Raw genomic sequence first — 12,132 nt, 5'->3', positions numbered from 1 at the left:
CCGGAAAAGCCCGAGCTAAACCCGCTGTTGACGCCGCCGCTGCTGGAGGAGCTTTCGCGGGCGGTGGTGGCATCGCTGTCCCAGGTGCTCACAACGTAGAAGGGCACATAGCCGTGGTAGCCGGAACCGGCGAAGAAGTTGGAGTCATAGATGCGCGTGCGCTCTGGGCGCTCATCGGCCTCGTTGCGCTTCTGCAGCTGCGCTTGCAGGTACTCCGACAAGAGCGCAGAGCGGTCCAAAAGCTCCAAGTAGCGCTCCATGAACTGCGGGTGGTTTGGCTCCTTGGACAGGGCCACGGCGGCGTCTTCCAGCTCCTTGGCGTGACGCTCCAGAGACGAGTCGATATCCGCCGCTAGGTAACCCGCCTGAGCTAGGTCTTTACCCAACTCGTAGAGCTCGAAGCGGCGGGCATCGACATCAGCGTCTTCGATTCGGTGCAGCTTTTCAATGTTGACTTCGGCGGTTTCCACGCGCTCACACAGTTCGCGCGCGTGAGCGATGGGCTCAGCATGCGAGCGAAACTGGTCATCCGGCGCATCGGCCGGTATCGACATCAGCGAGCCTACCTGGGAGTCGATAGCGAGGAAGTCATCGCGCAGGCCCTCCCAGTCCTCACGTAGGCGCTCATCCACCAGTCCCGATTGCAGCGAGTGCGCCCGGATATCGATCTCCCTCAGGCGCTGTGCCACATCGGTATAGGTCTGCGACACGTAGTCCCAATCCTCGCGCGCTTGCTGCGCCTTCTTCTGCCGGCTGCGGCGAGTACCGCCAACGATGCCCGCACCCACGCCACCAACGCTCAGTCCCGCTACCCCAAGGCCAATGGCCGCCCCAACGCGGTCATCTTGAGCACTTTCAAACTGGGTATCCGCAGCACGGTCCACGTCGATCGCTGCCGCCGCACCCGCAAAGAGACCAGCCGGAATGTTGTCATCCCGCACGCCCGGCTTAATAGCTTCAATGGACTGCTCCAAATGGCTGTCACCCTTGCGCAGCTTCATTCGATCGGCCACGTCCTCACCCGCGAAGATGAAGGCTTGGCGCGGATCGAGGCCCACACCGACGAAGACCTGACCATCAGCAAACTTATCCTTGCCGATGAGCTCCGGGTGATGATCGCGCAGGTACTCCTCCACGGAGTCGTTGACGTTTTCTTTGTTCTTGGCAAAGACCATGTAGTGCAGCTCCTGCACTACATCGGGGGCGGCGATCCGGGAGACATCGCCAAGCATGCGCTCTTCCTCCTCCGGGGTCAACACATCGTCGGGGTCCATGATGTCAACCTGCACCTCACGCTGCGCGGGCTGCATGAGAAAATCGGAACGCTCCGGCTCATCAAACACCGCCAAGCTCGCGCCCGCACCAATGCCTCCGAGCAGCAGACCACCCGCCACTACTGCACCGACGATAGCGCCGACTGACGTTATTTTGGGACCACGGCTGGCGGCAAAAGGTTTGATATCGCGAGAGTCGGTCACGGTGATTCTCCAATTCTTCGGCGTTGGGTGCCGCCAATTTTACCCCCGAAAATTGGAAACGACGCGGTGCCCCTACAGCAGCCGCGTCGCCCCTATTCCCTATCACTCACAACGGATTGGAGAAACCGTTTGCCTACCCCCTAAGTAGGCTTTGTGAGCGATTCTCACTTTAGCACTATTTCCCCTCGCAACGGTAGATAAATCTTCAAAAACTCTGTAACGCTTCTCCCCGCTCAGTCGATGCTTCACATGCAGGCCTTTGAGCTAGGCTTTTCCGTTTTCTGAGTGCCTAGCGGGTGCCCCCACGAGGCCGAATGCCGCGATGGAAATTACCCCCAAAATAGCCAGCGCGGTCCACAGCTGTGGGGACTGTCCCCCATTGCCTGCCACGGTGATGGCGGAGGTTGCCCACTGCATGGGAAAGAGGTGCACAAGCGCACTCATCGCGGCGTTGAGATCGGTTCCCGTCGAGGCCGCTTTCCACGCCCATCCCACGACGCCCACCTGGGCTACGCCAAGCACGCTGCCTAAGCCCCAACCAGCGAGTCCCAGTCCGCGCACGAGTGCGTACACAATGCTTGCCGACGCCACCCCGGCCCCCGCCGCCGCGAGCCCCGCCCACGCCACGGCCGCGGCGGTTCCGCCAGTCGCCAGGAGTGCTACGAGCAGCCCTACCACGACGCCGATCAGCACCGCACCGCCCAGCAATGCCAGGATACGGCGCTCCACTCGCGTCAGCAGCGCTCCGATAACCCCGCCGCCCAAGACGGCGATAGCCGCGAGGAGCATGGCCACGATGGGGCTGAGCAGCTGGGCAGGCGCGTTATCGCCCTCAGCTGGTCCAGCTACGGTGGGCAAGGCACGCTGCGCGCCCTGCACCTTGGACCGGTTCTGCTGAGCCATGCCGTCTACCTTCTCTGCGCCGGCAACGAGCTTGTCCACACCTTGCAAGGCCTCATCGACCTTGGAGTTGAGCTCGCCAATACCGGCATTGAGCTGCTTTGCGCCCTCCGTAGCTTGGTAGACGCCATCGTGGTAGGCGTAGCCGCTCACGGCCAGCTGGTTGGAGAGCTCGCGCGAGCCATCCTTCAGCTGCGTCAGTTGATCCTGAATGGACTGGTCAAACTGGAAGTTCTCCACTTGGCTGCGCAGATCACCGAGCTGCGAGCGGATATTCTTCGCCTCCGCCGAGTTGTTTCCTTCCAAGTCCTTGAGGGTGCCATCGATGGCCTGCAGGATCTGTCCGCGGACCACGCCCAGGCCCACGACTTGGTCGACGGCGCCGCCGACGCCGTCGGCCAGCTCCGTAGCACCGTTGCCCAGCTGGGCGGTGCCGGATTGCAGCTGTACGAGGCCGTCGTATAGCTCCTGCGAGCCGCCGGCCAGTTTGTCCACTCCGCCGCCCAGTTCACCGGCGCCATCCTTCAGCTCACCGGTGCCGTCGGCAAGCTGCTGCGCGCCGCTCGCCAGGAATCCCGCCTGGGCATTGGCTTCGCTGAGGGCACGGGCGACGTCGTAAAGCTCAGCGGGATCGATGGTGCCATCGCTGGGCGCACCCGCCTGCTCCTGGGACCAGGCTTCGGCTGGCTGCCACTCGGACACGGTGGCAACAACCGCGCCAATAACAAGCGGCACGATGAGCACGAGGGCGAGAAGGAGTGCGCGGGTGCCAACCTTCCGGTTAGCGTCAGCAGGAGTGGCAAGGCGTGAGGTCATGTAAAAGAAACTATCGCCCACGCTGGGCAAAAGCGGTCAGGCGCGCGGAAAAGCCCCGCCAGTACCGTGTTCTTCGGTCACTAGCGGGGCCCGTGTTAGCACACTCGCGCTAAAGGATTACTTCTTCTCCGCGAAGAGCTCGCGCACGCGCTTGCCCAGCTGCGGGGAGACTGCATCCCAGTAGGCGTAGACGCGCTCCTCGGTCTCCGGGGACACACCGGCCATAGCGTTGGTGATGTTGTCCGCCAGGCGCTCCTTGGCGCCATCGTCGTAGACATTCTCGTACAGATCGGTGGCCTGCACGGTGTCATTGTCTTCAGCGTGGTGGATATACGGTGCGCGGACCAGGTCAATACCGGCCGGGTCCGGGTTTACGTAGAGGTCCGGGGCGGTGGTGGTCTCCTGCTCCTTGAAGCGCAGGTTCTCATCGCCATCCAGGTAGCCGCCGCCCTTGGCGTGGCGGTTCGGGGAGTAGACCGGATCCTCCGGGGCGTTGAACAGGTACTGCATCGGGCCCTCGTGCTCGTAGGTGTTGACCTGGTTGAGCGGCTGGTTCACCGGCAGCTGCTTGTAGTTCGGCCCAATGCGGTAGCGCTGCTGGTCGGAGTACGCAAAGACGCGTGCCTGCAGCATCTTGTCCGGGGACAGGCCAATGCCCGGGACGATATTAGAGGGATCCAGGGCCACCTGCTCAATCTGCGCGAAGAAGTTGCGCGGGTTGCGGTTGAGCACGAAGTATCCGACGTCCACCAGCGGGTAATCCTTCTTGGACCAAGTTTTGGTGAGGTCGAAGGGGTTGAAGCGGTACTCCTCGGCCTCTGCCACCGGCATGATCTGAACCTTAACGTCCCAGACCGGGAAGTTGCCTTCCTCGATGGCGTTGTAGAGGTCCTCGCGATGGTAGTCCGCGTTCTTTCCGGCCATCTCCGTAGCCTCAGCGTCGGTGAAGTTCTCCACGCCCTGGCGGGTCTTGAAGTGGTACTTCACCCAGAAGGCATCGCCGGACTCGTTGACCCACTGGAAGGTGTGGGAGCCGTAGCCATTCTGGTGGCGGGTGGTCTTCGGGGTACCGCGGTCACCCATAAGGTAGGTCACCTGATGGGTGGTCTCCGGGTTGCGGGTCCAGAAATCCCACTGCATGTCAGCATCGCGCAGGCCGTTGGCACCCAGACGCTTCTGGGAGTGGATAAAGTCCGGGAACTTAATGCCATCACGGATAAAGAAGACCGGGGTGTTATTACCCACGATGTCGTAGTTGCCGTCCTCAGTGTAGAAGCGCAGCGCGAAGCCGTGGACGTCACGCCAGGTATCCGGGGAGCCCTGCTCGCCGGCAACGGTAGAGAAGCGACCCATCATTGGGGTCACGGTGCCCTTCTGGAAGAGCTTTGCCTTGGTGTAGGCGGAGACATCCTCGGTAACGTGCAGCTCACCAAAAGCGCCGTGACCCTTAGCGTGCGGGGTGCGCTCCGGCACGCGCTCACGGTTGAAGTGCGCCAGCTTCTCAATCAGGTGGATGTCATTGAGCACTACCGGGCCGTTCTGGCCAACGGTGATGCTGGTGTTTTCAGTAGCAACCGGCTGACCGGAGGGGCGAGTAGTGTTCGGGCCGCCCGGGGCGCGCTGCCCCTTGTCTAGAACCTTGTCTGCCGCGGACTCATTCGAAGCGTTAGTCATGGGGTTAATGCCTCCTAGATCGGTTGATAATTTGCTTTACATTATCAATCACGGACCTTTCATAGACTACCCATAAAAAATGACCTGCGCAACAGTTTTTAAGGTTGCCAGAGGTCATAGCCTTAACACCGAGGTGCCCAAATCCCACCTCCCCCGACTGGTAAGTTATGGGAGGTGAAACGACACTCCGAGCGCGACGATGCGCGCGTCACCGACCTCGCCCTCAAAGCGGGCCGTGGCGATCGCGCAGCGCTCACGGAGTTCATTAAGTCCACCCAAGATGATGTTTGGCGCCTGCTCGCCCACCTCGGCGGCCCGGACATTGCGGACGATCTCACCCAAGAGACCTATCTGCGCGTCATCGGCGCACTCCCCCGCTTCGCCGCACGCTCCTCAGCACGCACATGGCTGCTTTCGCTTGCGCGCCGCGTGTGGGTAGATAACATCCGCCATGACATGGCGCGCCCGCGCAAGTCCGCCACCGAGTACGAGGATGCCGCCGCCCTTGCCGCGACTCCCGAAAACGCCGGCACGTGGAGCGAGTGGATCGACGCCCGTGCGCTTATCGACGCCCTCCCAGAAGACCGCCGCGAAGCCCTCATCCTGACCCAAGTGCTGGGCTATACCTACGAGGAGGCCGCGAAGATCGCCGGGGTTCGCGTTGGCACGATCCGCTCCCGCGTGGCCCGCGCCCGGAAGGACTTAATCGACCAACGCGGCTAATCGTTATCGAGCCGTTACAAAAGGCCTGGAACAGACTCGGAACCTGCACCTACATGCACCAAACGGCGCATTCTCGCACCCCCACCACTGCTTACTACTGAAGAAACCGCAGTTTCAGTTGGAAAATACCTATCGCCCACGCATAATCTTTTCCGAGGCACACGTGATAAATCGATAGTCGAACCGGGCCCGCGAGGCTTTCCCAGTTGCCCGCACCACACCTTGGGTTGTGATGGCATTCCCCCGGCGCGTGTGAGATTGAGAGACCTCTTTACTTTATGTGGAAACGTGCAGTGGCCATTTCCATGGCCTTCATTGGTGTCGTCGTCGGCGCCGGCTTCGCCTCCGGCCAGGAAGCACTCCAGTACTTCGTGGCTTTCGGAAACATGGGACTGTGGGGCGTGCTTCTCGCCGCCGCTCTCATGATTGTTACGGGCGTATCAATTTTGCAGCTTGGCTCCTATTTCCAAGCCGACGAGCACACGGCAGTGTATGACAGCATCAGTGGACCTATCGTCTCCCGAATTTTGGACTGGGGAACCCTAGCCACGCTATTCTCCATCGGCTTCGTCATGTTCGCCGGTGGTGGATCCACCATCAACCAGCAGTTTGACAGTGTTCCCGTGTGGGTGGGCGGCGCCGTTATGCTCGTTCTCGTCCTGCTGGTGGGCCTCCTTGACGTGGACAAGGTCAGCTCTGTCATCGGCGCGATTACGCCCTTCATCATCATCTTCGTGGTTCTGGCCACCGGCTACACCATCATCGTGACCGACGTGGATTGGTCCAGCGCCAATGAGTTTGCTGTCAACAACGTCGAAAGTCCACTCAGCAACTGGTGGCTGGCCGGGCTGAACTACACCGGTCTTAACGTGATGTGTGCTGTCTCAATGTCTATCGTCATCGGCGGCAACATCCTAGATAACCGCGCTGTAGGCATCGGCGGCCTCATCGGTGGCTTCTTCTACCTGCTTCTGCTCGCTCTCCTCGTGGTTTCCCTCTACATGGTGGCGCCGGAAGTCTACAAGCAGGACCTGCCGGTGCTGACGCTGATCAACCACGTGAACCCGGTCCTGGGTTACTTCATGACCTTCATCATCTACGGAATGGTCTTCAACACCGCCATCGGCATGTTCTACGCCATGGGCAAGCGCCTGACCCGCAAGAAGCCAAAGCTCTTCTACCCCGTCTACGCAGGCGCCTGTGTCGTCGGCTTCATCCTCTCTTTCATCGGCTTCAAGCAGTTGGTCTCCAGCGTCTACCCGATTCTGGGCTGGATCGGCCTGCTCATGATTGCTGTCATGGTCATCAGCTGGATTACCCAGCGTGACAAGATCACCTCCGAGTCTGACCGCCGCGTGCGCGCCCGCACCTTGGTCAAGCGCCGCCTAGACCCGCGCGAGCACTTCACCAAGAAGAACGAGCGCGAGCTGCGCAAACTGGCAGCGGCCTCCAATATGGAAACTGAAGAGTTCGTCTCCACCGTCGCCGATGAGATCCATGAAGAACTCGAGGCCGACGATGAGATTGAGTACGACCGCGAGGATCCGGATCCCTCCGTGACCTTTGTGGAGCACACCAAGCCCGAGGTCCCGAAGGACTAGCGTTTCCCGCATTCAGCGGGGGCGCCGGGTACGGGCCCAACACTGAATGCAAGAAAAATCCGCCACCAGAGTGATATCTGGGGCGGTTTTTTCGTGTCTATGCAGATTGTAGAACTCACTGCGGCTTTGCTTTAGACCAAGAGCTCCGCAATCTGGATGGTGTTGAGCGCGGCGCCCTTGCGCAGGTTATCGCCGGAAACAACAAAGATAAGACCCTTGTTGTCCTCGACCGTCTGGTCTTGGCGGATGCGTCCGACCAGGGAGAGGTCGATGCCTGCTGCCGCCAGCGGGGTCGGCACATCGACGACCTTGACGCCCGGTGCGGAGGACAGCACCTCGCGGGCCTGCTCCGGGGTAATCGGCTTCTCGAACTCCGCGTGCACCACCATGGTGTGGCCGGTGAATACCGGGATGCGCACGCACGTACCGGAGACCTTCAGCTCCGGGATGCCCAGGATCTTGCGGGACTCGTTGCGCAGCTTCTGCTCCTCGTCGGTTTCTTCCGTGCCATCCTCGACGAGGTTGCCGGCCAGCGGCAGCGCGTTATACGCAATCGGGGCGACGTAGGGGCCCAGATCCTCCTCGGAGACCTCGAGCGCCGAGCCATCGTGGACGAGCTCCACGCTGCGGTCACCGATGGACGCCACCTGCTTAACCAGGGTTTCCACGCCTGCCAGGCCGGAACCGGAAACGGCCTGGTAGGAGGCGACGCGCATGGTGGTGAGACCGGCGGCGTCGTGAAGCGCCTTCGTGACCGGCATGATCGCCATGGTCGTGCAGTTCGGGTTCGCGATAATGCCCTTCGGGGTATTGCCCTTTTCCTGCGGGTTTACCTCCGAAACGATGAGCGGCACATCCGGGTCCTTGCGCCATGCGGAGGAGTTATCCACCACGATGGCACCGGCCTCGGCGAAGAGCGGCGCATACTGCTTGGAGGTGGAACCGCCGGCGGAAAACACGGCGACGTCGATCCCAGCGAGGCTGTCGACGGTTTGCTCTGCCAGATCTTCCACGACGATCTTCTCCTCGCGGAAGGTGAGCTCCTGGCCCGCCGAGCGCGCGGAGGCGAAGAAACGGACCGTCTCGGCCGGGAAGTTGCGTTCCTCCAAGAGGGTGCGCATCACGCGGCCGACCTGGCCGGTGGCGCCTACTACTGCAACAGTGGTCATGACCTTAACTCCTTAAACTTTAGCGTCCGGTACCAGCATAAACGGTGGCCTCTTCCTCGCCACCCAGCTGGAACTTCTCGTGCAAAGCAATCGCCGCCTTGTCCAGGTCGGCCTCGCGGGTCAGCACGGAAATGCGGATCTCGGAGGTGGAGATGAGCTCCATGTTGACCCCAGCGTCGCGTAATGCCTCCGTGAAATCTGCGGTAACGCCCGGGTGGGACTTCATGCCGGCACCGACCAGGGAGACCTTGCCCACCTGGTCGTCGTACAGCACGTTGGTCCAGTGCCCCTCTTCCTTGAGCTTGGCCAGGATCTCCATGGCCTTTGGGCCGTCCGAGCGCGGGCAGGTGAAGGTGATGTCGGTGGTACCGGAGTCCAGCGAGGAGACGTTTTGCAGGACCATGTCGATGTTGATCTCGGCGTCCGCGATGGCGCGGAACACCTTGGCCGCCTCACCTGGGCGATCCGGTATGCCCAGGACGGTGACCTTAGCCTCGGAACGGTCGGTTGCGATACCAGTAAGTACTGCTTCTTCCACGGGGATATCCTCCATTGAACCGGCAATCAGCGTGCCGGGGTCGTTTGAATAAGATGAGCGGACTCGAAGGGGAACGTTGAACGCGCGGGCGTACTCGACGCTGCGCAGGACCAGAATCTTGGAGCCCACAGCTGCCATCTCCAGCATCTCCTCGAAGGACAGCTGGTCGAGTTTCTTGGCGTTATGGACGATGCGGGGGTCGGCGGTGTAGACGCCATCGACATCGGAGTAAATCTCACACACATCGGCCTTGAGTGCTGCCGCCAGCGCCACCGCGGTGGTGTCCGAGCCGCCACGGCCGAGGGTGGTGACATCGCGCGATTCCTTGTTGACGCCCTGGAAACCCGCGACGATGCAGATTTTGCCTGCATCCAGCGCCTCGGTAAGGCGACCCGGGGTGACGTCGACAATGCGGGCGTTACCGTGACGCTCAGTGGTGAGCACTCCAGCCTGGGAGCCGGTAAAAGACTGAGCCTGCGCACCGAGGGACTCCACTGCCATGGCGACGAGCGCGTTGGAGATGCGCTCGCCCGCGGTCAGCAGCATATCCATCTCACGCTGGGGCGGGACGGGGTTGACCTGCGCTGCGAGATCAAGCAGGTTATCGGTGGTATCTCCCATGGCGGAGCACACAACAACGACGTCGTTGCCCTGCTTCTTCGTCGCCACAATGCGCTCCGCCACCGCGCGAATGCGCTCTGCGCTTTCGAGGGAGGATCCCCCGTATTTCTGTACGACTAGGGCCACTGACGGTCCCACCTTTCCTGTTTGTGAGGGCCATTACCTGTTCACCGCCCAATACCTATAGACCGGCAGTCAACTCCTTTAGACTACCGCCCTTTGGCTACCATCGAAACACGTGCTGGATATTAATTCCAGGTAAGGTGGAAACGATGCTTTCAAACCTGGTTGCCGTTGCTTTCGCACTGGCCTCGGCACTAGTCGTGGCCTGGGGCACAGTCATACGCCACCGCATCGTGTTGGACGCCAGCTCTAGGAACGTCATGCGCACCGCAATTCGCACGCCCCTGTGGTGGATTGGCACCGGAGCCGCCGTCGTTGCCTATGCCTTGCAGCTCATCGCACTCCACTTCGGCACACTGCTCATCGTGCAGCCCATCCTCGTCCTGTCCCTGATGTTCACGCTGCCGCTCGCCGCGTGGTATTCCCGGCGGCCGATGCCGGCGCGGGAGGTCTTCTGGTGCTTGGCACTGACCATCGCAGTGGGCATCATGGTGGTCTACGGACGCCCCACCGCAGGCTTGACGACGCCCACCTGGTCCCAATGGTGGCCCGCCTTCGCCCTCGGCGCGCTGACACTCACCGCACTCTTTGTGGCGGCCTATAACCGGCCGGAGGAATCCGCGCTGGCACTCGGCGCCGCCTGCGGCATCCTCTACGGCTACGTGGCGCTCGTAGCGAAAGCGGTGGTTGACGTCCTCTCCCACCAAGGCATCGCAGCATTGCTAGCCAGCTGGGAGCTGTACGTGCTCATCGGGCTGGCGGCTGCCGGAACCGTGATCCAGCAGTATTCCTTCCACGCCGGTGCTCTTGCGCACTCCCTTCCCGCGATGACCATCATGGAACCCATCGTGGCTTTCGGCCTGGGTTACTGGGTTTTGGGTGAGAAATTCCAGGTCGAGAGCATCGCAGGCTGGTGCGTGATGGGGGCTTCACTCATCATCATGATCGCCGCCACGATCGTCCTGTCACGCATTCCGGTCAACCCGGGAAGCACTCGGCGCGCGGAACAAAGCCCACGCTAGATCGCCCACTCAAAGACCACCAGCATGTAAGCGGAGAACCACGCCGACCACAGGACCCATGCACCGCAGGCAGCCCACAGCATGCGTGGGCGCCACGCCGTGGCGGCGCGCACAACCCACGGCAGCACCAGAATGATCGCGGGCAAGAGGAGACGCGGGCGCGAGTGCATGATGCCGTCGGAAAGCAGCACATTCGCACATAACGCGGCGCTAAACCACCAAGCGACCGGGTTAACCTTCCCCCAGGCCGCGATGAGCAACACGGGGGCACCGAGGATCACCAGCACGGTGAGCAGATAGCCCACATCATTGTTTTCCGTCAAGGTTTCCCACACGAACCGCACGGTGGCAACGCCCCCGTCGAAGGTGGAGTTCCAGTGTTCGGTTTGGATGCCGAAGTAGCCGCCAGCCTCCGCCAGGTAGCGCTGCGTCCACAACAAGTAACCCGGCAGCGGGAGCGACGCCACGATCAGGCTGAGCCACGCCTGCCAGGAACGCCGCCCGTAAAGGAGCACCCACAAGCCAAAAACTACAAGGAAGTCCACGGAGGTCAGCCGAACAAAGGACAAGGCGATACCGAAAGCTGCGGCGCTCCACCAATCGCGTTCATCCAGCGCCACGAGTCCCCACACCACAAGGGCCCCGAAGAGGGCTTCCGTATAGGGCATAGAAAACACAATGGACATCGGAGCACTGCTGACCACGATGGCCGCGGCGCATTGCCCACGGCGCCCCGCCCCCAAGCGCTGCGCTAGGACCATGACTCCAGCAGCCATAACCGCGGTAAAAAGAGTATTCACAATGAGGGCAGCGACCTCAAGACTGATCCCGGTCCACCCCAGAACCCGCAAGAGCATGGGAAAACCCGGGAAGAAAGCCATGGTCTTCTCATAGACCGGCCCATCCGTATGGATGTCCGCATCGAAATAACCTACGCGCGCGATCTCCAGGTAGTACTTAGAGTCCCAGGCCGTGAGCTGATCCCACAGCTCCTGTTCGTTAACGGCTGCGATGCCGTTCAACACAGCAATACGCACTGCAGTTCCCACTACCGCGACCAGTACGGCCATGGGCAGGAGCGAAAGTACCCCTGGCGCGCCTTCCGGGGTCGGGGCGGCATCCGGTCCCTTGTCCGGCGCGGCCTTCTTCCCAGGTTCCGGAGCAGTCGTCATGGTGTTTTCTTCAGGCACGTCACACATCCTAGCCACCCACGACCCCATCCCAGTATGTGAAACCAGTTGCCGCAGAGTGGGAAGCGTTGTATTGTGGCTCACATGACTTTGCGGCACACTCTTCTCCTTAGTAGCCGCGGCGGGATTTAGGTTTGCAACTCTACGGCCAGCGCCCCGTCGCGGAGCATGGTGATGCCAACACACACCACAGCTGGCCGTCCCCCACAATTCACTACACCGTTGCTCATCACGGCAACACAGCGAAACAAACGCCTCAAGCCTCACACAAGGAAGA

9 protein-coding genes are annotated in these 12,132 nt (G+C 61.4%); 3 read left to right on the top strand and 6 right to left on the bottom strand.

Annotation, left to right across the window (positions count from 1 at the left end; genetic code table 11):
- The 3 genes from RDN59_RS02700 to RDN59_RS02690 all read right to left on the bottom strand — a co-directional run.
- The coding region (locus RDN59_RS02700) for a hypothetical protein (protein ID WP_308606477.1) at window positions 1–1,478 on the bottom strand (1,478 nt) is incomplete at its 3' end.
- Between the two features lie 264 nt (window positions 1,479–1,742).
- Window positions 1,743–3,194, bottom strand: coding sequence for a hypothetical protein (locus RDN59_RS02695; RefSeq protein ID WP_308606476.1), 1,452 nt, complete (start codon window positions 3,192–3,194; stop codon window positions 1,743–1,745).
- A 117-nt stretch (window positions 3,195–3,311) separates the two neighbouring features.
- Window positions 3,312–4,868, bottom strand: a complete 1,557-nt coding sequence (locus RDN59_RS02690) for a catalase (RefSeq protein WP_070701254.1) — start codon at window positions 4,866–4,868, stop codon at window positions 3,312–3,314.
- Window positions 4,869–5,042: 174 nt separating this feature from the next.
- Here RDN59_RS02690 and RDN59_RS02685 point away from each other — a divergent pair, with 174 nt between their 5' ends.
- Together RDN59_RS02685 and RDN59_RS02680 are read left to right on the top strand one after the other, a co-directional pair.
- Window positions 5,043–5,591, top strand: a complete 549-nt coding sequence (locus tag RDN59_RS02685) for an RNA polymerase sigma factor (RefSeq protein ID WP_102234546.1) — start codon at window positions 5,043–5,045, stop codon at window positions 5,589–5,591.
- 278 nt (window positions 5,592–5,869) lie between these two features.
- Window positions 5,870–7,192: a hypothetical protein gene (locus tag RDN59_RS02680; protein WP_308606475.1), complete on the top strand. Its 1,323-nt coding sequence runs from the start codon at window positions 5,870–5,872 to the stop codon at window positions 7,190–7,192.
- Window positions 7,193–7,323: 131 nt separating this feature from the next.
- Here the strand turns inward: RDN59_RS02680 and RDN59_RS02675 are convergent, their stop codons facing one another.
- The gene (locus RDN59_RS02675) at window positions 7,324–8,361 is read right to left on the bottom strand and encodes an aspartate-semialdehyde dehydrogenase (protein ID WP_308606474.1); all 1,038 of its coding nucleotides are present in this window, start codon (window positions 8,359–8,361) and stop codon (window positions 7,324–7,326) included.
- A 19-nt stretch (window positions 8,362–8,380) separates the two neighbouring features.
- Entirely contained in the window at window positions 8,381–9,646 is a 1,266-nt protein-coding gene (locus RDN59_RS02670) for an aspartate kinase (protein WP_308606473.1), read from the bottom strand.
- A gap of 146 nt (window positions 9,647–9,792) precedes the next feature.
- On the opposite strand from RDN59_RS02670, the gene RDN59_RS02665 reads away from it, so the two are divergent.
- Window positions 9,793–10,665 carry a DMT family transporter gene (locus RDN59_RS02665; RefSeq protein WP_308606472.1) on the top strand — a complete coding sequence of 291 codons (873 nt, stop codon included), beginning with the start codon at window positions 9,793–9,795 and terminating at the stop codon, window positions 10,663–10,665.
- Here the strand turns inward: RDN59_RS02665 and RDN59_RS02660 are convergent.
- On the bottom strand, window positions 10,662–11,864 hold the full coding sequence (locus RDN59_RS02660; protein ID WP_308606471.1) for a mannosyltransferase family protein: 1,203 nt from the start codon (window positions 11,862–11,864) through the stop codon (window positions 10,662–10,664). The genes RDN59_RS02665 and RDN59_RS02660 overlap by 4 nt on opposite strands.
- Window positions 11,865–12,132: the final 268 nt, after the last annotated feature.

Source organism: uncultured Corynebacterium sp. (genome assembly GCF_902489365.1).
In the GTDB taxonomy this organism is placed as follows: Bacteria; Actinomycetota; Actinomycetes; order Mycobacteriales; family Mycobacteriaceae; genus Corynebacterium.
This window is presented reverse-complemented; position numbering and strand designations above follow the sequence as displayed.

Coding starts and splice junctions, on each gene's coding strand:
- RDN59_RS02695 (WP_308606476.1), bottom strand. CDS start 3,194: ATGACCTCACGCCTTGCCACTCCTGCTGACGCTAACCGGAAGGTTGGC.
- RDN59_RS02690 (WP_070701254.1), bottom strand. CDS start 4,868: ATGACTAACGCTTCGAATGAGTCCGCGGCAGACAAGGTTCTAGACAAG.
- RDN59_RS02680 (WP_308606475.1), top strand. CDS start 5,870: ATGTGGAAACGTGCAGTGGCCATTTCCATGGCCTTCATTGGTGTCGTC.
- RDN59_RS02675 (WP_308606474.1), bottom strand. CDS start 8,361: ATGACCACTGTTGCAGTAGTAGGCGCCACCGGCCAGGTCGGCCGCGTG.
- RDN59_RS02665 (WP_308606472.1), top strand. CDS start 9,793: ATGCTTTCAAACCTGGTTGCCGTTGCTTTCGCACTGGCCTCGGCACTA.
- RDN59_RS02660 (WP_308606471.1), bottom strand. CDS start 11,864: ATGTGTGACGTGCCTGAAGAAAACACCATGACGACTGCTCCGGAACCT.